Annotated in this window: 18 protein-coding genes; 13 read left to right on the forward strand and 5 right to left on the reverse strand. The window is 69.3% G+C overall.

Annotated features, from left to right (window positions below; translation table 11 throughout):
* The first annotated feature begins 13 nt into the window (after positions 1–13).
* From ACI3KT_RS14880 to ACI3KT_RS14890, 3 genes are read left to right on the forward strand one after another with little or no spacing between them, the layout of a single operon-like run.
* On the forward strand, positions 14–1,150 hold the full coding sequence (locus tag ACI3KT_RS14880) for an ROK family protein (protein WP_404905225.1): 1,137 nt from the start codon (positions 14–16) through the stop codon (positions 1,148–1,150).
* A 37-nt stretch (positions 1,151–1,187) separates the two neighbouring features.
* On the forward strand, positions 1,188–2,444 hold the full coding sequence (locus ACI3KT_RS14885; protein ID WP_404905228.1) for a 6-phospho-beta-glucosidase: 1,257 nt from the start codon (positions 1,188–1,190) through the stop codon (positions 2,442–2,444).
* Positions 2,441–3,454: an N-acetylglucosamine kinase gene (locus tag ACI3KT_RS14890; protein WP_404905231.1), complete on the forward strand. Its 1,014-nt coding sequence runs from the start codon at positions 2,441–2,443 to the stop codon at positions 3,452–3,454. Before ACI3KT_RS14885 ends, ACI3KT_RS14890 begins: the two co-directional genes overlap by 4 nt.
* A 64-nt stretch (positions 3,455–3,518) precedes the next feature.
* On the opposite strand, the gene ACI3KT_RS14895 is transcribed toward ACI3KT_RS14890, so the two are convergent.
* Complete coding sequence (locus ACI3KT_RS14895; RefSeq protein WP_404905234.1) at positions 3,519–7,196, reverse strand: multifunctional oxoglutarate decarboxylase/oxoglutarate dehydrogenase thiamine pyrophosphate-binding subunit/dihydrolipoyllysine-residue succinyltransferase subunit; 3,678 nt, start codon at positions 7,194–7,196, stop codon at positions 3,519–3,521.
* A 160-nt stretch (positions 7,197–7,356) separates the two neighbouring features.
* Between ACI3KT_RS14895 and ACI3KT_RS14900 the strand changes: the two genes are divergently transcribed.
* From ACI3KT_RS14900 to ACI3KT_RS14910, 3 genes are all read left to right on the forward strand, one after another.
* Positions 7,357–8,811 carry a GuaB1 family IMP dehydrogenase-related protein gene (locus ACI3KT_RS14900; protein WP_404905237.1) on the forward strand — a complete coding sequence of 485 codons (1,455 nt, stop codon included), beginning with the start codon at positions 7,357–7,359 and terminating at the stop codon, positions 8,809–8,811.
* 121 nt (positions 8,812–8,932) lie between these two features.
* Complete coding sequence (locus tag ACI3KT_RS14905) at positions 8,933–10,243, forward strand: hemolysin family protein (protein WP_307295969.1); 1,311 nt, start codon at positions 8,933–8,935, stop codon at positions 10,241–10,243.
* Positions 10,240–11,301, forward strand: a complete 1,062-nt coding sequence (locus tag ACI3KT_RS14910) for a hemolysin family protein (protein ID WP_307295972.1) — start codon at positions 10,240–10,242, stop codon at positions 11,299–11,301. Before ACI3KT_RS14905 ends, ACI3KT_RS14910 begins: the two co-directional genes overlap by 4 nt.
* Positions 11,302–11,319: 18 nt before the next feature.
* Here the strand turns inward: ACI3KT_RS14910 and ACI3KT_RS14915 are convergent, their stop codons facing one another.
* Positions 11,320–12,387 (reverse strand): NADH:flavin oxidoreductase/NADH oxidase, encoded by a 1,068-nt coding sequence (locus tag ACI3KT_RS14915; RefSeq protein ID WP_307295975.1) that lies wholly within the window; start codon positions 12,385–12,387, stop codon positions 11,320–11,322.
* A gap of 56 nt (positions 12,388–12,443) precedes the next feature.
* Between ACI3KT_RS14915 and ACI3KT_RS14920 the strand changes: the two genes are divergently transcribed.
* The 5 genes from ACI3KT_RS14920 to ACI3KT_RS14940 are packed head-to-tail and all read left to right on the forward strand — an operon-like array spanning position 12,444 to position 16,692.
* On the forward strand, positions 12,444–13,289 hold the full coding sequence (locus ACI3KT_RS14920; protein WP_404905239.1) for an NAD(P)H-hydrate dehydratase: 846 nt from the start codon (positions 12,444–12,446) through the stop codon (positions 13,287–13,289).
* Positions 13,286–14,521, forward strand: a complete 1,236-nt coding sequence (locus tag ACI3KT_RS14925) for a hypothetical protein (RefSeq protein WP_404905242.1) — start codon at positions 13,286–13,288, stop codon at positions 14,519–14,521. The genes ACI3KT_RS14920 and ACI3KT_RS14925 overlap by 4 nt, the downstream gene beginning before the upstream one ends.
* 2 nt (positions 14,522–14,523) lie before the next feature.
* On the forward strand, positions 14,524–14,856 hold the full coding sequence (locus ACI3KT_RS14930) for a thiamine-binding protein (protein ID WP_307295980.1): 333 nt from the start codon (positions 14,524–14,526) through the stop codon (positions 14,854–14,856).
* Positions 14,857–14,865: 9 nt separating this feature from the next.
* Positions 14,866–16,086, forward strand: a complete 1,221-nt coding sequence (locus ACI3KT_RS14935) for an MFS transporter (RefSeq protein WP_404905245.1) — start codon at positions 14,866–14,868, stop codon at positions 16,084–16,086.
* A 9-nt stretch (positions 16,087–16,095) separates the two neighbouring features.
* A complete protein-coding gene (locus ACI3KT_RS14940; protein ID WP_404905248.1) occupies positions 16,096–16,692 on the forward strand; it encodes an NUDIX hydrolase in 597 nt (198 codons plus the stop codon).
* On the opposite strand, the gene ACI3KT_RS14945 is transcribed toward ACI3KT_RS14940, so the two are convergent.
* From ACI3KT_RS14945 to ACI3KT_RS14955, 3 genes are all read right to left on the reverse strand, one after another.
* Positions 16,678–17,886 carry a homoserine O-acetyltransferase gene (locus ACI3KT_RS14945; protein ID WP_404905250.1) on the reverse strand — a complete coding sequence of 403 codons (1,209 nt, stop codon included), beginning with the start codon at positions 17,884–17,886 and terminating at the stop codon, positions 16,678–16,680. The genes ACI3KT_RS14940 and ACI3KT_RS14945 overlap by 15 nt on opposite strands.
* A 46-nt stretch (positions 17,887–17,932) precedes the next feature.
* On the reverse strand, positions 17,933–18,754 hold the full coding sequence (locus ACI3KT_RS14950) for an endonuclease/exonuclease/phosphatase family protein (protein ID WP_404905253.1): 822 nt from the start codon (positions 18,752–18,754) through the stop codon (positions 17,933–17,935).
* Between the two features lie 239 nt (positions 18,755–18,993).
* A complete protein-coding gene (locus tag ACI3KT_RS14955) occupies positions 18,994–20,316 on the reverse strand; it encodes a bifunctional o-acetylhomoserine/o-acetylserine sulfhydrylase (protein WP_404905256.1) in 1,323 nt (440 codons plus the stop codon).
* A 149-nt stretch (positions 20,317–20,465) separates the two neighbouring features.
* Here ACI3KT_RS14955 and ACI3KT_RS14960 point away from each other — a divergent pair, with 149 nt between their 5' ends.
* Positions 20,466–21,248 carry an SDR family oxidoreductase gene (locus ACI3KT_RS14960; protein WP_404905259.1) on the forward strand — a complete coding sequence of 261 codons (783 nt, stop codon included), beginning with the start codon at positions 20,466–20,468 and terminating at the stop codon, positions 21,246–21,248.
* Positions 21,248–21,958: a uracil-DNA glycosylase gene (locus tag ACI3KT_RS14965; protein ID WP_292905282.1), complete on the forward strand. Its 711-nt coding sequence runs from the start codon at positions 21,248–21,250 to the stop codon at positions 21,956–21,958. Before ACI3KT_RS14960 ends, ACI3KT_RS14965 begins: the two co-directional genes overlap by 1 nt.
* Positions 21,959–21,962: the final 4 nt, after the last annotated feature.

Raw genomic sequence — 21,962 nt, forward strand, 5'->3', positions numbered from 1 at the left:
GAAAGGAGCAACCATGTCGCAGATCGACCCCGGGACATCGTCGTGGCTGCGCCTGCGCAACGACCGCGAGGCGCTGCGGTTGTTCCTCGAGCACGGCGCTCTCACCCGCAGTCGCCTCGGCGAGCTGTCGGGGATGTCGAAGCCGACCGCGACCCAGATGATCGCACGGCTCGAGCGCGCCGAACTGCTCCACCCCGTCGGCGAGGTCGCCGGCAGCCGCGGTCCCAGCGCGGTGAGCTGGGGCGTTCGCGACGACCAGGTCACCGGAGTCGCCGTGAACATGCTCGACGACGGCATCCAAGCGGTCCTCGTCGATGCGCTCGGTGCCGAGCATCCGACCGTGGAAGTGCCCACGCACGGCGAGCATCGTTCGCCCGAACGAGACGTCGGACGCGCGATCCATGCCGCCTGCACCGCGTCGCGCGTGGACCGTCGCACCGTCGAGACGGTCGTCGTCGGACTCCAGGCCGCCGTCAGCGGCGACGCCGACACGCTCTCGCTCACGGACTCGCTGCCCGGCTGGCCCTCTTCCGGTTCCCGAGCTCGGATCGAGACCGGACTCGGCGTCTCTGCGATGCTCGAGAACGACGTCAATCTCGCGACGATGGCTGAGCGTTCGTTCGGCGTCGCCCAGGAGGCCGGCAGCTTCGCACTCCTGTGGATCGGCGTGGGTCTCGGTATCGGCATCGATCTCGACGGCGTCATCCACCGCGGAGCCCATGGCGGAGCGGGCGAGATCGGCTATCTGACCGTCTCGGCAGGCCCTGGTGAACCGGGGGCGGTGACGACGTCCCTGCTCGGCTCCGCGTTCGTGTCGGAGCTGGCGGGTGCTCCCCGGTATCCGGCGGGGTTGGCCGCGCTCGCCGCCGACGACGGCGCACTGCGTACGATCGCCGAGCGGATCGCCGTGACGATCGAGCCCGTGCTCGCGGTGCTCGACCCCCAGCTGGTCGTGCTGGGCGGTCCCACCTCGCTGGCAGGCGGCGGGCGTCTGGCGGAACTCGTCGCGGCGCGCACGCGCAGCGACGAGCGCCCGATGCCGGAGGTCCGCCTCAGCAGCACCGGCGACAGCGCCGTGCTCGCTGGCGCGCGCAGTCTCGTCGTCGAGCAGATCCGCACCCGCCTCGAAGACCGAATCCCCACGCAGTGACCACCGGTCACGAACACAGAGAGCACAAGGAGAGCAGATGAAACTCGCCATCGTCGGCGGTGGATCGACCTACACCCCGGAGCTGATCGACGGCTTCATCCGGCTTCAGAAGGAGCTTCCGATCGAAGAGCTCGTCCTCGTCGACACCGATCAGACGAGGCTCGATCTGGTCGGCGGCATGGCACGACGCATGTTCGCCCGTGGCGGCCACCCCGGTCGCCTGACGACGACGAGCGATCTCGTCGCCGGTGTCTCCGATGCGGATGCGGTGCTCGTCCAGCTGCGCGTCGGCGGTCAGGACGCCCGCGAGCAGGATGAGAGCTGGCCGCACGACGTCGACTGCATCGGCCAGGAGACGACGGGCCCCGGCGGGCTCGCGAAGGCGCTGCGCACGGTTCCGGTGGTGCTGCGCATCGCCGACGTCGTGCGAGCGCATGCCAAGCCGGACGCCTGGATCGTCGACTTCACGAATCCGGTCGGCATCGTCACCCGTGCGCTCCTCCAGGCAGGTCACCGTGCCGTCGGGCTGTGCAACGTCGCCATCGGGTTCCAGCGCCGGTTCGCGGCGGAGGCGGGTGTCGAGGCCGATCGCGTGACGCTCGCCCACGTGGGCCTGAACCACCTCACCTGGGAGCGTGGTGTCTTCGTCGACGGCGTCGACACGCTGCCCCGTGCTCTCGAGACGCGCCTCGGCGAACTCGCCGACGAGGTCGAGCTGGCTCCTGCGCTCCTGGCGCAGCTCGGCGTGATCCCCTCGTACTACCTGCGCTACTACTATGCGCACGACGAGGTGCTGCACGAGCAGAGGCACGCGGCCACGCGGGCGCAGGAGGTGCGGGCGATCGAGCACGAGCTGCTCGCGATCTATGCGGATGCCGCCGTCGACACCAAGCCCGAGATCCTCGAGAGACGCGGCGGCGCGTTCTACTCCGAAGCGGCGATCGAGCTTCTCATCGCGATCCGCGGAGGTACGGATCTGCCGCGCGTGGTGAACCTGCGCAACGACGGTGTGCTGCCCTTCCTGCCCGACGATCACGTGATCGAAGTGCCCGCCCGACACGTCGGCGGCCGTTTCGTGGCCGAGCCCGTCGCGGCTCTGCCCGACGACATCACCGGGCTCATCAGCGCGGTCGCCGGGTATGAGCGCCTCGCCCTCGACGCCGCGCTCCACGGCGGGCGCGACCGGGTGCTGCGCGCCATGCGCGCCCATCCGCTCGTGCTGCAGCACGATCGGGCCGAGAAGCTCACCGATCTGCTGCTCACGGCGAACTCCCGATTCCTGGAGTGGGCGTGACCTGCGAATCCGATCTGATCCTCGCAGTCGACGGCGGCGGCTCCAAGACCGACGTCGTACTGCTCGACACCGACGGCGCCGTGCTCGCGTGGGAGCGCGGGCACGGTTCGAGCCCGCAGCTCGAGGGACTCGACGAGTCGGTGCGCATCATCGACGCGCTCGTCGACCTCGTGCTCGACGGTCGCGACACTCGGCGCCTGGCGCATGTCGGGCTCTACCTCTCCGGCCTCGACCTGCCCGATGAGATCGACGCGTTCCGCAGTGCGATCGAGCATCTGCCCTGGGCTCGAGGGCCGCACGTCGCCGAGAACGACCTGCACGCCTTGCTCAGGGCGGGCACCGACGCGGCGGACGCGGTCGCCGTCATCTGCGGCACCGGCATGAACGCGATCGGCGTCCGCAGCGACGGCGCCGTCGTGCGGTTCCCCGCCCTCGGCCCGCTCTCCGGCGACTGGGGCGGAGGGAGCGAACTGGGCGACGCCGTCGTCTGGCATTCCGCACGGGCGGAAGACGGCCGAGGCCCGTCGACGAGTCTGCACGCGATGCTTCTCGACGCGGTCGGTGCTCCCAGCGTCAGCGCGCTCATCGAAGATGTGCACCTGGGACGGCGCGACGACGGTTTCGCGCGGCTCGCCCCGCTCATCTTCGACGCGGCGCTGGCAGGCGATGCGGTGGCGCGCGGTGTCGTGCAGCGACAGGGCGACGAGGTCGTCTCGTACGTCGCGGCCTGCATCGCACGTCTGGGATTGCAGGACCAGGACGTGCCCGTCGTGTTCGGCGGCGGGGTCGCACGGGCCAGGGATCCGCTGCTGCTCGAGAGCATCGCAATCGGACTCGCAGAGCGGGCGCCGCGTGCGAACCTGGAGATCGTCGACGCTCCGCCCGTGCTCGGTGCTGCTCTGCTCGCACTCGGCGACGGGGGAGCGGATGCGGCCGCGCTCGCGCGCGCGGCGGCTTCTCTGAGCACGGATGAGCGGTTCTCTCAGCGGCTGACGGCATCCGTGCGCTGACCTGGAGCGCAAGAAAGGGCGCCTCGACCTTCCCGGTCGAGGCGCCCTTTCGTGTACGTGCGGGTCAGCCGAGGGTGAGCGCTTCGCGCAGCAGTGCCGCCTGCTGTGCAGCGTGCACCTTCGAAGAGCCGGTGGCGGGCGAGGCCGACGCGGGCCGCGAGACGGGGCGGAAGGTGCGGTCGCCGGGAACATCGGCGAACGCGAGGGCGAGGAACGGCCAAGCCCCCTGATTCTCTGGCTCCTCCTGAACCCACACCAGCTCGGCGTTCGGGTACGAGTCGGTGATGGCCTTCAGCTCGTCGATCGGCGTCGGATACAGCTGCTCCAGGCGCACCAGCGCGATCTCGGGGTTCGGGTTCTTCTCGAGTTCCGCGCGCAGATCCCAGTGCACCTTGCCGGAGTGCACGAGCACGCGCTTGACGGCGGAGCGGTCGAGACCGCGGTCGTCGTCGAGCACCGGCTCGAATCGACCGCGGGTGAACGCCTCCACCGGGCTCGTCGCACCGCGCAGGCGCAGCATGGCCTTGGGCGTGAACACGATCAGCGGCTTGCGGGGCCGGGCGTAGGCCTGACGACGCAGCAGGTGGAAGTGCGATGCCGGAGTGGACGGACGTGCGACGATCATGTTCTCCTGCGCGCACAGCTGCAGGAAGCGCTCGATGCGGGCCGACGAGTGGTCGGGTCCCTGGCCCTCGTATCCGTGGGGAAGCAGCAGCGTCACGCTGGACTGCTGGCCCCACTTCTGCTCGGCCGCCGAGATGTACTCGTCGATGACCGACTGGGCGCCGTTGACGAAGTCGCCGAACTGCGCCTCCCACAGCACCAGCGCCTCAGGAGCCTCCACCGAGTATCCGTACTCGAAGCCGAGCGCGGCGTACTCGCTGAGCAGCGAGTCGTAGACGAAGAAGCGGCCCTGCGAATCCGACAGGTTCGACAGCGGCAGCCACTCCTGACCGTTCGCACGGTCGTGCAGCGTCGCGTGGCGCTGCACGAAGGTGCCGCGGCGCGAGTCCTGGCCGGCGAGACGCACGGTGGTGCCTTCGACGAGCAGCGAGCCGAAGGCGAGGAGCTCGCCGAAACCCCAGTCGATCCCGCCGTTGCGGCTCATGTCGAGACGCTTGTCGAGCAGCTGCTGGATCTTCGGGTGCACAGTGAAGCCCCCGGGCTTGTTCACGAACGCGTCGCCGATGAGCTGGATCACCTCGTTCGGAACGCCGGTGATCTCGGGGGCGCCCACCTGCTCGTCGACCGGCAGCAGATCGGGAGCGATCGGGGTCGCACCCGTCTCGGCCGCGTGCGTCTCGGCGAATGCGATCTCGAGGCGGTTCTGGAAGTCGGCCTTGGCCTGGTCGTACTCCTCCTCGGTGATGTCGCCGCGGCCGACGAGCGACTCGGTGTAGAGCTTGCGCACCGAGCGCTTCGCCTGGATCAGGTCGGTCATCAGCGGCTGGGTCATCGAGGGGTCGTCGCCCTCGTTGTGACCGCGGCGGCGGTAGCACACCAGGTCGATCACGACGTCTCGATGGAAGCGCTCGCGGTATTCGAACGCCAGCTGAGCGACATGGATGACGGCTTCGGGGTCGTCGCCGTTCACGTGGAAGACGGGGGCCTGGATCGTCTTGGCGACGTCGGTGGAGTACACCGAGGTGCGGCCGTCGTTCGGCGTGGTGGTGAAGCCGACCTGGTTGTTCACGACCACGTGGATCGTGCCGCCCGTGCGGTAGCCGCGCAACTGCGACATCTGCAGAGTCTCGACGACGACGCCTTGGCCCGCGAAGGCCGCATCGCCGTGGACGAGGATGGGCAGCCAGGTGAACGTGCCGATCGGCTTGCGGTCCTGCTTGGCACGCACGATGCCTTCGAGGACGCCGTCGACGGTCTCGAGGTGCGAGGGGTTCGCTGCGAGGTAGACGGGCAGTTCGGCGCCGTCCTCGGCGACGAAGGTGCCCTCGGTGCCGAGGTGGTACTTCACGTCACCGGAACCGCGCTGGTTGCCCGGAGTCTGGTGACCCTCGAACTCCTGGAACACCTGGCCGTAGGTCTTGCCGGCGATGTTGGTGAGGACGTTCAGGCGTCCGCGGTGGGCCATGCCGATCGCGGCGCCCTCGAGGCCCGCGTTCGCGGCGCCCTGGAGGATCTCGTCGAGCAGCGGGACGAGGGATTCTCCGCCCTCGAGCGAGAAGCGCTTCTGCCCGACGAACTTCGTCTGCAGGAAGGTCTCGAACGCCTCGGCCTCGTTGAGCTTGCGGAGGACCCTCAGCTGCTCGTCGTGGCCGGGCTTCTGGTACTTGACCTCGACCTTCTCCTGGAACCACCGGCGCTGCTCGGGGTCCTGGATGTGCATGTACTCGATGCCGAGGGTGCGGCAGTAGGAGTCGCGCAGCACGCCGAGGATGTCGCGGAGCTTCGCGATGCGCTTGCCGCCGAAGCCTCCGGTGACGAACTCGCGATCGAGATCCCAGAAAGTGAGGCCGTGATTCTCGATCTCGAGGTCGGGGTGCGAGCGCTGCACGTACTCGAGCGGGTCGATGTCGGCCATCAGGTGCCCGCGCACGCGGAACGAGTTGATGAGCTCCTGCACCCGGGACTGCTTGTCGACGCGCTCGGCGAGGTCGACCGCGATGTCCGGGTTCCAGTGGATCGGAGCGTAGGGGATGCGCAGAGCGGCGAAGATGTCCTCGTAGAAGCCGCGCTGTCCGATGAGCAGCTCGTGCACCTTCTTCAGGAACTCGCCCGATCCGGCGCCCTGGATCACGCGGTGGTCGTAGGTGCTGGTGAGCGTGATCGTCTTGCCGATCGCGAGCTCGTTCAGCGTCTTCTCGCTCGCGCCCTGGAACTCGGCCGGGTACTCGAGCGCGCCGGCGCCGATGATGCAGCCCTGGCCCTTCATCAGACGGGGAACGGAGTGCACCGTGCCGATGCCGCCTGGATTGGTGAGCGACACCGTCGTGCCCTGGAAGTCCGCCGCGGTCAGCTTGTTGCCGCGGGCACGGGTGACGAGGTCCTCGTAGGCGATGAGGTACTCGTTGAACGTCATGGTGTCGGCGCGCTTGATGCTGGGAACCATGAGGGCGCGGGTTCCGTCGGGCTTCGGCAGATCGATCGCGATGCCGAGGTTGACGTGCGCCGGGGCGACGACCGACGGCTTGCCGTCTACTTCGGCGTAGAACACGTTCTGGCTGCGGAACTCGTCGAGAGTGCGGATCAGCGCCCAGCCGATGAGGTGCGTGAAGCTGATCTTGCCGCCACGGGTCCGGGCCATGTGGTTGTTGATGACGATGCGGTTGTCGATCATCAGCTTCGCGGGCACCGTGCGAACGCTGGTCGCGGTCGGAACGGTGAGCGACTCGTCCATGTTCGCCGCGAGGGTCTTGGGCAGGCCGCGCAGCGGGGTGACCTTGTCCTCGTCGACGGGGGCGGCGACGGAGCTGGCTTCCTTCACCGCCGGCTTGGGAGCCTGGGCGGGGATCGGAGCGGATGCGGCCGGCTTGGCGGTCGTGCGGGCGACGGGCTGGGCGCCGATGACCGGGATCGGGGCGGTCACGGGGTGAGTGGTCTCGGTGGGAGCGGCCTGACGAGCGGAGGATCCGGCCGTGTCGGCCTCGTACTTCTCCAGAACCGGCCACCACTCCTTGTCGACGGAGTCGCGGTTCGTCTTGAACTGCTCGTAGAGCTCTTCCACGAGCCAGGAATTGGCTCCGAACCCCCCGTCGCCCCCGCCGCCGGTCACCTGGTTCGACACGCTCGATCGCCCTCTTTCATCGCTGAATCTCACATGTGCTCGCGCAGGCGCAGGATGCGCTCGGGTCTGCACACTCTCGACCATCAAGCCTAACGTGTTTCCATCGCCGATTCGTCGCGACGGCGCGCCACGCGGCGGCATATCTCGCTACCGTGGAGACATGGAGTTCGCAGGCAAGCAGCCCACCGTCGATCTGACCTATTCGGACGTCTTCCTGGTGCCACGCCGATCGGGTGTCACGAGCCGCCTGCAGGTCGATCTGACCCCGCACGACGGCACACCGGCGACGCTGCCGCTGGTGGCCTCCAACATGAACTCCGTCACCGGTCCTCGGATCGCCGCCGTGCTGGCCCGTCGCGGTGGGCTCGGCGTGCTGCCTCAGGACATGCCTCTGCAGGATCTCGACGCGGCGATCCGTGACGTGAAGTCGCAACCCGTGCTGTGGGACACGCCCATCGTTCTGCCTCCTTCGGCGTCCGTGGCGGATGCTCTCCGGCTGCTTCCGGCGACGGCAGGGCACGGCATCGTGGTGGCGACGGGCGACGCCCCGTACGACGTCGAGGCGATCCTCGGCATCCTTCCGGCCACCAGGCTCGCCACCGCACTGCTCGATGCGCAGCTCGGCGACCTCGTGCACGCGGGCACCCCGGCGCTGGACGCGGACGACATCGGCTCGGAGCGCCACGCCTTCGACGTGATCACCGAGGCGGGCGTCGAGATGGTCTCGGTCGTTCACCACGGCCATCTCGTCGGAACGCTCAGCGCACGCAGCGCCCTGCGCTCCACGCTGTACGGTCCGGCTCTCGACGCCGACGGGCGCCTCGCCGTCGCGGCGGCGATCGGCATCAACGGCGACGTCGCCTCGAAGGCTAAGGCACTCGCGGGTGCCGGCGTCGATGTGCTCGTCCTCGACACGGCCCACGGCCATCAGGAAGGGATGCTGCGTGCGCTGTCCGAGGTGTCCGCTCTGGGCCTGGGGCTTCCGATCGTCGCCGGCAACATCGTCACGGCCGAGGGCGTGCGCGACCTGGTCGAGGCGGGGGCATCGATCCTGAAGGTCGGCGTGGGCCCGGGGGCCATGTGCACGACCCGCATGATGACGGCGGTCGGCCGCCCGCAGTTCTCGGCGGTCCTCGAGACCGCAGAGGCCGCTCGCGAACTCGGCGCCCACGTCTGGGCCGACGGAGGAGTGCGCTATCCGCGGGACGTGGCCCTGGCTCTCGCCGCGGGAGCGGCATCCGTCATGATCGGGTCGTGGTTCGCCGGCACCATCGAGGCCCCGGGCGAACTGCAGCGCGACACCGACGGCCGCCTCTACAAGGAATCGTGGGGGATGGCCTCGACGAAGGCGGTGCAGGCGCGCTTCGGCCGCCTCGACGCGTACGAGCGCGCCCGCAAGGAGCTGTTCGCCGAAGGCATCTCCTCGTCGAAGATCTACCTCGACCCGTTGCGCCCCGGGGTGGAGGACCTGCTCGACATGATCACCTCAGGCGTCCGCTCGTCCTTCACCTACGCCGGCGCCTCGTCGGTGCCCGAGTTCCATGAGCGCGCGCACGTGGGTCTCCAGTCCGCGGCCGGATACGAAGAGGGCAAGGCCCTGCCGGTGAGCTGGTAGGAGCCCCGGCATCCGCCCCTCACACAGCCCGATTCGGTACAATCGTGACCACCATGGACGACCCTCCCAGTTGCAGTAGATCGCCCCATCGCCCGCCTCTCGATAGCGAGAGGAGACTCTGATGGATTACATCCTTCTGGGCGTGGGGCTCCTGCTCACGATCGGGACCGGCCTGTTCGTCGCGAGCGAGTTCGCTCTGGTCAATCTCGATCGTGCCGATCTCGAAGCTCGCCGAGCGCGCGGCGAAACGAGGCTGTCGCTCACGATCGGCGCACTCCGGCACACATCCACGCACCTCTCGGCTGCACAGCTCGGAATCACGCTGACGACTCTCCTCACCGGTTACACGATGGAGCCGGCACTGTCGAATCTCCTGCGGCCGACTCTCACGGCCTGGAACATCCCCGAAGCGGCCATCGCTCCCATAGCGACCATCGTCGCGATGGTCGTCGCGACAGCGCTGTCGATGATCCTGGGCGAACTCGTCCCGAAGAACTTCGCGCTGGCGCTGCCGCTCGCGACGGCGAAGCTCGTCATCCCGTTCCAGGTCGCGTTCACGACCGTGTTCAAGCCGGCTGTGATCGTGTTGAACGGCAGCGCCAACGGCGTCTTGCGCGGCATGGGCATCGAGCCCAAGGAAGAGCTCTCGGGTGCGCGCACCGCCGAGGAGCTCTCCTCTCTCGTGCGTCGTTCGGCGAGCGCCGGTGTGCTCGAGGAGGACACCGCCACCCTGCTCGATCGCACTCTGACCTTCGCCCGTCTCACAGCCGCCGACGTGATGACTCCTCGCCCGAGCATGCATGCGATCGCTGCGGGGGATTCTGCGGACGACGTCATCCAGCTCGCCCGCCGCACGGGGCACAGCCGCTTCCCGGTGTACGACGACGACCTCGACGACATCACCGGCGTCGTGCACCTGAAGGCGGCGATCTCCGTGCCGCGTGACCGCCGGGCCGAGGTGCCGGTCGGCGCCCTGGCCACCGAGCCGCTGCGCGTGCCCGAGACGGTGCACGTCGACGGACTCATCTCCGAACTGCGCGCCCGCGGCTATCAGCTCGCCGTGGTGGTCGACGAGTACGGCGGCACGGCGGGACTGGTCACGCTCGAAGACCTCGTCGAAGAGATCGTCGGCGAGGTCTCGGACGAGCACGATCGCACCAGGGCCGGAGTGATCGTGGGCCGAGACGGCGTCACGTTCCCCGGCGAGCTGCGCCCGGACGAGCTGCGCAGCCGCGCCGGCGTCGACGTGCCCGAGGGCGACGTGTACGACACCGTCGCCGGCTACGTCATGAGCGTGCTCGAGCGCGTTCCTGTCGTGGGCGACGAGGTCCCCCTCGATTCCGGGCTCCTGCAGGTCGTGCGGATGGACGGCCGTCGTATCGACCGCATCCGCTACGTCCCGAGCGCGGACACCGAGGGGGTGGAGCGATGAGCGACTGGGCAGGAATCGTCTGGCTCGTCGTGCTGCTCCTCGGCAACGCCTTCTTCGTCGGCGCAGAGTTCGCCGTCATCTCCGCGCGCCGCTCGCAGATCGAGCCCCGTGCCGAGATGGGCTCACGTCCGGCCAAGACCGCGCTCTTCGCGATGGAGCATGCGACGCTCATGCTCGCGACCTCGCAGCTGGGCATCACGATCTGCTCGCTGCTGATCCTGAATGTGTCGGAGCCTGCGATCCACCACCTGCTGGCGGCGCCCATGCACGCCTTCGGATGGGCGGATGCCGCGGTCGACGCGGTGTCCTTCGCGATCACGCTTCTCATCGTGTCGTTCCTGCACGTCGTGTTCGGCGAGATGGTGCCCAAGAACCTCGCCTTCTCGGTTCCCGATCGCGCCGTGCTGCTGCTCGCCCCGCCGCTGGTGTGGGTGTCGAAGGTCTTCATGCCCGTCATCTGGGTGCTGAACGCCTCGGCGAACGGCGTGCTGCGTCTCTTCCGCGTCGAACCGAAGAACGAGGCAGCGTCGACGTTCACGCTCGAGGAGGTGGCCACGATCGTCGATCAGTCCCGCCGCGAGGGCATTCTCGCCGATACGGCGGGTGCGGTGGCTGCGGCCGTGGAGTTCACGGACAAGAAGGCCCGCGACATCGCAGTGCCGCTGAGTCAGCTCGTGACGCTTCCGCCGTCGACGACGCCGGATGACATCGAGAAGGCCGTCGCGCGCTACGGGTTCTCGCGATACGTGATCGTCGACGAGACGAGCGCGCCGATCGGCTACGTGCACCTCAAGGACATCCTGCGCGCCTCGGACGGTCCGAACGCCGCCGCGAAGCTCGCCGAACCCGTGCCGGCCAAGCGCATCCACCACATGGTGCCGGTGCAGGAGGACACGGATCTCGAGGACGCGCTCGCCCTCATGCGCCGTGCTGGTCGCCACCTCGCGAAGGTGCGCGACGCTCACGGCGAGACCATCGCGGTGCTCTTCCTCGAGGACATCCTGGAAGAGCTGGTCGGCGAGGTCCGCGACGCGACCCGTCGGGTGCGCGGTCACTGACCGCGCACCCGAACCGGGTCAGCGCCAGCGTGCGCGCTCGTACTGGGGCGGCCAGGCCACCTCGGCGTCGAGCTCGTGCGCGGCACGGAGCGCGAAGTGCGGATCGCGCAGCCATTCACGACCGGCGAAGATCGCATCGGCCCGGCCCTCGACGAGCACCTGCTCGGCCTGGGCCGCCGCCGTGATCAGCCCCACGGCCGTGGTCGGGATCCGGCCGCCCTGGCGGACGGTCTCGGAGAGCTCGACCTGGTAACCGGGGAACACGCTGATCTGCTGGTGGGCGACGAGCCCGCCGCTGGAGACGTCGATGAGATCGGCGCCGTGCTCCTCGGCCCAGGTGGCGACGGACGTCGCCTCCTGCGCGTCGAAGCCGCCGGGGGCGTGGTCGGTGGCCGAGATGCGCACGAACAGCGGCACGTCGGCGCCGACCTCGCCGCGCACGGCATCGACGACGCGCAGCAGCAGGCGCGCCCTGTTCTCCAGCGTTCCGCCGTACTCGTCGGTGCGGAGATTCGACAGGGGAGACAGGAACTGGTGCAGGAGATAGCCGTGCGCGCCATGGATCTCGATGACGTCGAACCCGGCATCCACCGCGCGACGGGCCGACGCGGTGAAGGCTGCCACGATCTCTTCGATGCCGGCGGCGTCGAGGGCGACCGGTTCGGCGAATCCTTCGAAGGCCACAGCCGAGGGCGCAGCGGTCGTCCAACCGCCGTCCGAGGCGGGGACCGAGCCGCGGTCGGCCGCCCAGGGCCACCAGGTCGACGCCTTGCGACCGGCGTGGGCGAGCTGGATCCCGGCCTGCGCCCCGCGGTCGTGGATCGCCTGCACCACGGGAGCCCAGGCATCCCGCTGCTCGTCGTTCCACAGTCCCGCATCGCGCGGCGAGATGCGCCCCTCGGGGACGACGGCGGTCGCCTCGGCGACGACGAGGCCCGCGCCTCCGGAGGCGAACTGGGCGAGGTGGGTGTGATGCCACTCCTGCACGACGCCGTCGACGGCGCTGTACATGCACATCGGCGACACCCACAGGCGGTTGCGGAACGTGACGGATCTGATGGTGGAGGGGGAGAAGAGGATGCTCACGCTTCGACGGTAGTGTCTTCGCGACCGGGTGAGGGCCGTCGCACTAACGTGGAGTCATGGTCGATGTCCGCACCTGGTCGCGCAGCGACACCGCGCAGTTCGTGCACGTGCCGACGCCGAGTGACGACAAGTACTCGCGTGGAGTCGTGGCGCTGCGCACGGGGTCGGCCGCGTACCCCGGAGCTGCGGTGCTCGGGGTCGAGGCGGCATGGCGCACCGGCGCCGGATTCGTCCGGTACGTCGGCCAGGAACGGCCGGCGGATGCCGTGCTGGCCCGCCGTCCGGAAACCGTCGTCGGCGCTGACGTCGGACGTTCGCGCGTAGGCGCCTGGGTGATCGGGTCGGGCACCGACCCGGCGGAGCGCACCGACGACGAGAGCCGGGCCCTCCGCGAGATCCTCGCCGGCAACGTTCCGGTCGTGATCGACGCCGGTGCACTGGATCTGGTGACCGGCGCAGCCGCTCCTTTCGTGATCACCCCGCACGCGGGAGAGTTCGCGCGTCTGCAGGAGACCCTGCGTCTGCGGGCCGCGACGGGGGAGAGCTGCGAAGATGCCGTCGTGCGGGTCGCTCGAGCGGTCGGCGGCGCAGTTCTGCTCAAAGGCTCTCGCACGCTGATCGCCGATGAAGCCGGCGTCGTCCTCGCCGTCGAGGAGACCACCTCGTGGCTGGCGACGGCCGGCACCGGCGACGTGCTGGCCGGAGTGATCGGCGCCGTCCTGGCAGCGAACCCCGCTCGTCCCATCGCGGAGGCCGCTGCGGCAGGCGCCTGGCTGCACGGCCGGGCCGCGCGGATCGCCGCCGGAGTCATCGGAGCCGGCGTCGTGGGCCGCGGTCATCCCGTGGTCGCTCTCGACGTGGCGAGGGCTCTGCCCCGAGCCGTCGGGGACGTCCTCGCGTGACGCGCTCGGGCAGCGCGCGGACGGCTGTCCTGTGGACCGCCTTCCTGCTCGTGCATGCGGTGGTCGCCGTGGCCGGATGGATCTTGCCCAGCCAGCCGATGGGCGACGTCGTGCTCGTGTACGAGCCCTGGGCGGCGTCGGCTCTGAGCGGCGGGCCGATCGTCGGCGTCACCGAGACCTGGGTGTACCCGCAGCTCGCGCTTGTGCCCATGCTCGCCGCGAAGATCCTGTCGCTGCCTCTGATCGGCGGCCTGGGCGCATCCGGGGCCTACCTGATCGCCTGGGCGCTCATGATCACCGTGCTCGACGCGCTTGCTTTCGGAGTTCTCACGAGGCGCAGCTCGGCCCAGCCACGCCGGATCGCGGCGTGGTTCTGGTGCGCCGCACTGCTGTTTCTCGGTCCCATCGCGCTCTACCGCATCGATGCGGTCACGGTGCCGTTGGCGGTGAGCGCCGGGTTGTGGCTCACGCGCCGACCCGTCATCGCGGCCGCGCTGCTCACGGCCGGCGCGTGGATCAAGATCTGGCCGGGTGCGCTGCTCGTGGCGGCCGTCGTCGCAGGCAGGGCGCGGTTGCGGATGCTGTTCGCCGCCTCCCTTGTGACCGCCGCAGTGGTCGCCGTCCTCTTCCTGCTCGGCGCCCGCGCCGAGATCTTCGGCTTCTTCACAGAGCAGACCGGGCGAGGGCTGCAGATCGAGGCCGTGGCGGCGACGCCGTTCCTCTGGCTCGCGATGACGGGAGGCGCACGCATCGAGTACAGCTTCGACATCCTCACGTTCCAGATTGTCGCCCCCGGTGCGGATGCCGTCGGCTCCGTGCTCACACCGCTCATGCTGCTGGTCGTGCTCGCCGTGGCCGCGATCGGGGCGGTCAAGGCCGTTCGGCGAGCCGCGTTCTCTCGGCTGTTCCCGCCGCTCGCCCTGTCGCTCGTCGTGGCGTTGATAGCCGTGAACAAAGTCGGCTCGCCGCAGTTCCAGACCTGGCTCTTCGCCCCGGTGATCCTCTGGCTGGTGCTCGATCGAACCAGGGCGAAGGTTCCCGCGGCCATCGTCCTCGCGCTGGCCGCTCTGACCTGCCTGGTCTACCCGCTGAACTACGACGCTCTGCTGCGGGCCGAGTTCCTGCCGATCCTCGTGCTGAGCGTCCGAAACATCCTGCTCCTCGTCCTTCTCATCGTCGGCATCCGCGCTCTCGTGCGCGTGCCATCCACCCCACCCGCAGTCAAGGAGTGACCATGCTCATCGCCTTCTCCGTCGCACCCAGCGGCGCCCCGTCAGACGGCTCGGACCGCGACGATGCCTCCGTGCACGACGCGGTCGCCGCCGCGGTCAGAGTCGTCCGGGAATCTGGTCTTCCGCACCGGACGACCAGCATGTTCACCGAGGTCGAAGGCCCCGATTGGGACACGGTGATGGATGTCGTCAAGCGGGCGACCGAAGCCGTCATGCCCTTCGGGTCACGCGTGTCGCTGGTGCTGAAGGCCGACATCCGTCCCGGATACTCGGGAGAGCTCGACGCGAAGATCGAACGCCTCGAGCAGGCGATCGACGAATCTCCCGACCGGTAGCATGGACAGGTGAATCCCTCGACTGAATCGAGGGGTGCGGCGAAGAGGGCGCTCCTCTCCCTCGCCATCGGCAGCTTCGGAATCGGCATGACCGAGTTCGTCGTCATGGGCCTTCTGCCCGACATCGCGACCGACCTTCTCCCGACGCTCTGGGCATCCAGCCCCGAAGACGCTCTCAGCCAAGCAGGCTGGCTGATCTCGCTCTACGCACTCGGCGTCGTCGTCGGAGCCCCGACCATCGCCGGGTTCGTTGCACGTTTTCCGCGGCACCGCGTCATGATCGCCCTCGCGCTCGCACTGACCGTCTTCAACGCGCTCACGGTCGTGCTGGCCAGCTTCGAGCTGGTCGGCGCGTCGCGCTTTCTCGCCGGCCTGCCGCACGGCGCCTATTTCGGCATCGGCGCCCTGGTCGCCGCCGACGTTATGGGACCGGGGAACCGGGCCAAGGGGGTCGCCTTCATCCTCACCGGACTGACGATCGCGAACGTCGTCGGCGTGCCGTTCGGGACGTTCCTCGGTCAGCAGTGGGGCTGGAGGGTCGCGTTCGGCGTGGTCGCGGGCGTGTTCGCTCTTGCGACCCTCTGCATCGCCTTCTTCGTGCCCGAGCATCCGGGGGAACCTGGCCGGACGATGCGAGCCGAGCTGCGCGTCTTCCGGATCCGGCAGGTGTGGTTCGCGCTCGGCGTCGGCGCGATCGGGTTCGGCGGCTTCTTCGCCGTGTACAGCTACATCGCCCCCGTCGTCACCGACATCGCCGGCTCGCCCGAATGGGTCGTTCCGATCGTGCTCGTGCTCATGGGACTCGGCATGACCGCGGGCAACCTCGTCGGAGGTCATCTCGCCGACATCAGCGTCAAGCGCACCCTGCTGCTCGGCCTCGCGGTTCTCGCGGCGGTGCTCGTGTTGCTGGCCCTGCTGTCCTTCTGGATCGTGTCGCTTGCGATCATGGTGTTCATCGTCGGCTTCGTCTCGTCGGTGCTCAGCCCGACGATCCAGACGCGGCTCATGGACGTCGCCGAGGACAACCAGTCGATCGCGGCGGCGCTCAACCACTCTGCCCTGAACATCGGCAACAGCCTCGGCGCGTTTCTCGGCGGCGCGGTCATCGCCTTCGGCTGGGGCTTCACCGCGCCCGCCTGGACGGGCGCGGCCCTCGCGCTCGCCGGTCTGCTGATCGCTGTGGTGTCGTATCGTTCGGAGCCCGTTCGGACGGCTCAGGTCCGGTCGTAGAGTGTGGGGATGGACGTCCCCGAAGAGCTGCCGGTCGCCGGAACCGTGGTCCTGTTGCGAACCGGAGAGCACGGCCTCGAGGTGCTGCTGATGCGCCGCCCGGAGCGCGGATCGTTCGCCGGAGCGTGGGTGTTCCCCGGCGGCAGGATCGAAGAGATCGATCGGATGCCGGGAGCGGGGGAAGTCGACGATGCCAGGAGAGCGGCCATCCGCGAGACGTCCGAAGAAGTCGGTCTCGACGTCGGCGAACTCGTCGTGCTGTCGAGCTGGACGCCGCCTGAGGGCATCCCTCGGCGCATCCGCACCTGGTTCTTCCTTGCCAGGTCGTCAGCCGGCGAGGTGCGTGCCGCGGCCGCCGAGGTGGTCGAGCACGCGTGGATCACGCCGGACGAGGCGCTGCGGCGCCATGCGGCGGGGGAATGGATCCTGTTCCCGCCCACCTGGGTGACGCTGCACGATCTGCGCGCCTTCCGCGACGCGGACGCCGCACTCGCCGGGGCGGACCAGGCGAGGTTCTACGTCACGCGGATCGAAGGGACGACCTTCCGCTGGGACGGACTGCGGCTGGAGACGCAGACGCTGCCGTGGACTCTAGCTGTCGAGTAGCCGGCTGAGATGCCCGCCGACGGCATCCGTCTCGATGAGGAAGCCGTCGTGGCCGAAGTCGCTGGTCAGCACGACCGCCTCGTTGCCGTCGAGGGTGTTCGGGATGCTGCGTGCGATGCGATGCTGTCCGTCGACGGGGAAGAGCCGGTCGCTGTCGATCCCGAGGACGAGCGTCTTCGCCGTCACCGTGCGCAGGGCCTCCTCGACTCCGCCGCGGTCGCGCCCGACGTCGTGCGAATTCATCGCCTCGACGAGAGTCACATAGCTGTTCGCGTCGAAACGGCGCGTGAACTTGTTGCCGTGGAAGTCGAGGTACGACTCCACGGCGAAGCGTCCGCCATGGCCGAGGGGTGAGACGTCGGACTGCCAGGAGCGCTGGAAGCGCTGGTTCAACTCGATCGGGCTGCGGTAGTTCAACAGCGCCATGCGGCGCGCGAGCGCGAGACCCTTGTGGGGCCCGTCGCCGTCGGCGAGGTCGTAGTACTCGCCGCCTTGGAACCTCGGATCCATGCGGATCGTCTCGAGCTGCACAGTGTTCAGAGCGATCTGATCGGCTGTGGTGATCGGAGGCGACGAGAGAACGGCGAGACGCTCGACCCGTTCGGGATGCATCAGCGCCCACTCGAGGGCGTGCATGCCGCCCATCGATCCGCCGATGACCGCCGCCCAGGCGTCGATGCCGAGGGCATCGGCGAGGCGCACCTGCGCCGCCACCTGGTCGCGGATCGTCAGATACGGGAAACGGGAGGCCCACTCGTAGCCGTTCGGCGCGATGCTCGCGGGGCCGGTCGACCCCTGGCATCCGCCCAGCATGTTCGGCGCGATCACGAACCATCGTTCCGTGTCGAGCGGTGCACCGGGTCCGACGATGTCCTCCCACCAGCCGGCGGTGGGGTGTCCCGCTCCCGCGTCCCCGCGGACGTGGCTGTCGCCGGTCAGAGCGTGCAGCACGAGGATCGCGTTGTCGCGCGCGGCGTTCAGCTCGCCCCAGGTCTCGAATGCGAGGCGGATGCCGGGCAGCTCGGCGCCGCTCTCGGTCCGGAACGCATCGGAAGACAGGAACTTGCGACCTCCTGCCGGGTCGCCGTCGCGCCAGGCGCCGGTCGCCGGCGGTCGCGCGCGGAGCAGGCGGACGTCGGCCTCCGTCACCGGCGCCGAGGGCACCGTGTCTTCCGAAGTCGTCTGCCAGTCCATGGTTCCATTCTCGCCCGCCGAGGGCACGGTCCGGCGAAGGTTACGCCTATCCGTCGACTACGGTCTTCGTCGCGAGGTGGTCGCTGTTGCCGGCGTGAACCGTCGTCGACGAGAGCACGGTCACTCCGCGCGCGAAGACCTGGTCGATCCTGGTGAGCGGGAAGGCGGCGGGCCAGGTGAGGCCGAGGGAGCCGTCGGTCGGCCTCACCCAGTCGAGCCCGGTGCGCAGGGCGTTCATGGCGGGGTCGGTGGACGCGGCGTTGAAGTCGCCCACGACGACGAGCGCGTCGGCCGGGTCGGCGGTCACGGTGCGGGCGAGGCCGGCCAGCATCGTGTCGCGACCGTCCTGGTGACCCGGTCGGACCGAAGCGGCGTGCAGCACGTAGAGCGCGATCTCGGATTCCGGGCCCTCGACGGCGACTCGGAGAGCGCGCTTCCAGTCGAGTCCGAGCGTGAGAGGTTCGGCTGCCACGATCGGGTACCTGCTCCACACGCCGACCGTGCCGACGGCGTAGGAGTGCGGATAGCGCTCGGCGAGGGCCTCGGACGCGGCCCCGAGGCTGTCGCCGTCGAGCTCGACGAGGGCGATCACGTCGGCTCCCGATGCGGCGAGCTCCTCGGCGGACGCTCCGGCGCCACCGGAATGCGCGCGCACGTTCTGACTCACGATCGTGAGCGGGGCCGCGCTGGACGTCGTCGCCGGAGTCGGCAGGGAGGGGGCGATCGCGATGGCCCAGACGACGACCGGGATCAGGACGAGGAACAGCATGCGCCGGGCGAAGACGATGGCGAGCACGACGGCGCCGAACAGAGCGACCCCCAGCCAGGGGAGAAGGGCTGCCCCGGCGGTGCCGATGGCTCCGGGCACCCAGGTGCAGACGACGGCGAGGAGCAGGCAGACGCTGGTGATCGCGAGAAGTCGCGCGGCTCGTCTGGGTGTTCGTCGAGCGGCGAGGGGCTGTGGTGCAGGTTCGATCAGTGGCTCCTCCGTGCGGGGATTCCATTCTCGCCGGGAGCGCCTGTGCTCCCGCCGAGCACGAGGCGCCGGCCGAACGCAGCGGTGCCCCGGACCGAGATCCGGGGCACCGCTGCGTTCGAACGCGAAGATCAGGCGCGAGCGGCCTCCGACACGCGGCGAGCCGCGGCGAGAGCCTGATCGAGATCGGCCTTGAGGTCGTCGACGTTCTCGATGCCGACCGACAGACGCACCAGGCCAGGGGTGACGCCGGCGGTGAGCTGCTGCTCGGGGGTGAGCTGTGCGTGCGTGGTCGACGCGGGGTGGATGACGAGCGAGCGCACGTCGCCGATGTTGGCGAGGTGACTGAACAGCGAGAGGCTGTTCACGAACTCCCGACCGGCCTCGACACCGCCCTTGAGCTCGAAGGACAGCACGGCGCCGACGCCCTTCGGGGCGTACTTGTTCGCCGCGGCGTACCAGGGGGAGGAGGGCAGTCCCGAGTAGTTGACCGTCGCGACGTCGTCACGGTTGTCGAGCCACTCTGCGATCTCCTGTGCGTTCTGCACGTGGCGCTCGATGCGCAACGACAGCGTCTCGATGCCCTGGATGAGGTTCCAGGCGCTCTGCGGCGCGATGGCCGAGCCGAGGTCGCGGAGCAACTGCACGCGGGCCTTGATGATGTAGGCGAGCGGGTCGCCCACCGCGGCGGTGTAGCTCGCACCGTGGTACGAGGGGTCGGGGATCGTGAGGCCCGGGAACTTGTCGACGTTCTTGGACCACTCGAAGGTGCCGCCGTCGATGATCGCGCCGCCGATCGTGGTGCCGTGGCCGCCGAGGAACTTCGTGACCGAGTGGACGACGATGTCGGCGCCGAACTCGAACGGGCGGATCAGGTATGGGGTCGCGATCGTGTTGTCGACGATGAGCGGAACGCCGCTCTCGTGCGCGATGTCGGCGACGGTGCGGATGTCGAGCACGTTGATCTGCGGGTTGCCGATCGTCTCCGCGAAGAACAGCTTGGTGTTCGGACGGACGGCGCGACGCCACTCTTCGGGGTCGTCCTGGTTCTCGACGAACGTGACCTCGATGCCGAGCTTGGCGAGCGTGTACTTGAACAGGTTGTACGTGCCGCCGTAGATCGAGCTCGACGCGACGAAGTGGTCGCCGGCTTCGGCGATGTTCAGGATCGCGAAGGTCGACGCCGCCTGTCCGCTGGAGAGCACCAGCGCACCGGTTCCGCCTTCGAGGGCGGCGAGGCGCTGCTCGAGCACGTCCTGCGTGGGGTTCTGGATGCGGGTGTAGATGTTGCCGAACTCCGCGAGCGCGAAGAGGTTGGCCGCGTGGTCCGCGCTGTCGAACACGTACGAGGTGGTCTGGTAGATCGGCGTCGCGCGAGCCTTGGTCACCGGGTCGGGAGCGGCGCCGGAGTGGATCTGCTTGGTCTCGAAACGCCAGGTCTCGGGTGCGGACATGATGTTCCCCCTGGAACGTCGAAGCGGGTGGGTGGCGGATGCCGTTGCTGAGAGAGTACGGAAGAACGTCCGGTGTCAACAACGGATGGGAAATGTGACGTAACAACCCGGCTTCCGTGTTCTGACGCGGAACGTCGTACGGTGGAGGCATGGTGAACAGGCGTGCAGTGGTGACAGGTGCGAGTTCGGGAATCGGCGAGGCGACGGTGCGCGCCCTGCGGACCCGCGGATGGGATGTCGTCGGGGTCGCGCGTCGCGCCGACCGTCTGGCGGCGCTCGCCGCGGAGACCGGAGCGCAGGTGATCTCCTGCGACCTGACAGATGCCGACGCCGTCGCCGAGCTCGTCTCCGAGATCGCCGCCACGGGGCCGGTGCACGCGCTCGTCCAGGTCGCCGGCGGCGCGCGGGGCACCGATCGGGTCGAGGACGCGTCCGTCGACGACTGGCAGTGGATGTACGACGCCAACGTGTTGGCGAGTCAGCGTCTGGTCGCAGGCCTCCTGCCGCTCCTGCGCAAGGCTGCGGCGGTCGACGGACACGCCGACACCGTGTTCGTGACCTCGACCGCCGCGCAGGTCGCATATGCGGGCGGCGGCGGCTACAACGCCGCCAAGGCGGCGCAGGCGATGCTCGTGCACGCGCTTCGCCTCGAGCTGAACGGCGAGCCGATCCGCGTCGCCGAGATCGCCCCCGGCATGGTGCACACCGAGGAGTTCACGCTGAATCGTCTCGGGGGAGATGCGATCGCGGCGGAGGCGGTGTACTCGGGTGTGGAGGCGCCCTTGCAGGCGAGCGATGTGGCCGATGTGATCGCCTACGCGCTCGAGGCGCCCGGACACGTGAATCTCGACCTGATCACGATGCGCCCGGTCGCCCAGTCGGCGAACCACCTGCTCGCGCGCGGACCGCTGCGCGTGCGCGCGGGCGAGTGATGCCCGGCCGCACCCTCGCCGAGCTGGCGGCGGACGGTCAGATCGATCCGGGCTGGGCGGAGGCTCTCGCGCCTGTGCAGCCCGTCATCACCGAGCTCGGCGAGCGTCTGCGCGCGGAGCAGGCTGCGGGCAACGGCTACCTGCCGGCCGGCCCTCACGTCCTCCGCGCCTTCCAGCGCCCGCTCGCCGATGTGAAGGTCCTGATCACAGGGCAGGACCCGTATCCGACGCCGGGGCACCCCATCGGCCTCTCCTTCGCCGTCGACCGCGACGTGCGGCCGGTGCCGCGGAGCCTCGGCAACATCTACAAGGAGCGCCAGGATGATCTCGGCATCCCACCGGCGCCGCACGGGGACCTCACCGCATGGAGCGACCAGGGGGTGCTGCTGCTGAACCGGGTGCTCACCGTCCGCCCCGGCGAGGCGGCATCGCACCGCGGCTGGGGCTGGGAGAAGGTCACCGAACTCGCCATCCGCGCGCTCGTCGCACGCGAGCGGCCGCTCGTCGCGATCCTGTGGGGGAGGGATGCGGCGAACCTGCAGCCGCTTCTCGGGGGCACCCCGTCGATCGCCTCGGCGCACCCCTCGCCGCTCTCGGCCAGCCGTGGCTTCTTCGGATCGCGACCGTTCTCGCGCGCGAACGCGCTGCTCGAGCAGCAGGGAGTGGACGGCATCGACTGGCGCGTCGCCGGCGAGCACCCTCTAGGCTGAGCGC

Source organism: Microbacterium sp. ZW T6_19 (genome assembly GCF_044987465.1).
Taxonomy (GTDB): domain Bacteria; phylum Actinomycetota; class Actinomycetes; order Actinomycetales; family Microbacteriaceae; genus Microbacterium; species Microbacterium natoriense_A.

Bases quoted from the DNA above. Each gene is read 5' to 3' on its own strand.
- ACI3KT_RS14965 (WP_292905282.1), top strand. From the start codon at position 21,248: ATGCCCGGCCGCACCCTCGCCGAGCTGGCGGCGGACGGTCAGATCGAT.
- ACI3KT_RS14900 (WP_404905237.1), top strand. From the start codon at position 7,357: ATGGAGTTCGCAGGCAAGCAGCCCACCGTCGATCTGACCTATTCGGAC.
- ACI3KT_RS14885 (WP_404905228.1), top strand. From the start codon at position 1,188: ATGAAACTCGCCATCGTCGGCGGTGGATCGACCTACACCCCGGAGCTG.
- ACI3KT_RS14955 (WP_404905256.1), bottom strand. From the start codon at position 20,316: ATGTCCGCACCCGAGACCTGGCGTTTCGAGACCAAGCAGATCCACTCC.
- ACI3KT_RS14920 (WP_404905239.1), top strand. From the start codon at position 12,444: ATGGTCGATGTCCGCACCTGGTCGCGCAGCGACACCGCGCAGTTCGTG.
- ACI3KT_RS14905 (WP_307295969.1), top strand. From the start codon at position 8,933: ATGGATTACATCCTTCTGGGCGTGGGGCTCCTGCTCACGATCGGGACC.
- ACI3KT_RS14930 (WP_307295980.1), top strand. From the start codon at position 14,524: ATGCTCATCGCCTTCTCCGTCGCACCCAGCGGCGCCCCGTCAGACGGC.
- ACI3KT_RS14910 (WP_307295972.1), top strand. From the start codon at position 10,240: ATGAGCGACTGGGCAGGAATCGTCTGGCTCGTCGTGCTGCTCCTCGGC.
- ACI3KT_RS14940 (WP_404905248.1), top strand. From the start codon at position 16,096: ATGGACGTCCCCGAAGAGCTGCCGGTCGCCGGAACCGTGGTCCTGTTG.
- ACI3KT_RS14945 (WP_404905250.1), bottom strand. From the start codon at position 17,886: ATGGACTGGCAGACGACTTCGGAAGACACGGTGCCCTCGGCGCCGGTG.
- ACI3KT_RS14960 (WP_404905259.1), top strand. From the start codon at position 20,466: ATGGTGAACAGGCGTGCAGTGGTGACAGGTGCGAGTTCGGGAATCGGC.
- ACI3KT_RS14880 (WP_404905225.1), top strand. From the start codon at position 14: ATGTCGCAGATCGACCCCGGGACATCGTCGTGGCTGCGCCTGCGCAAC.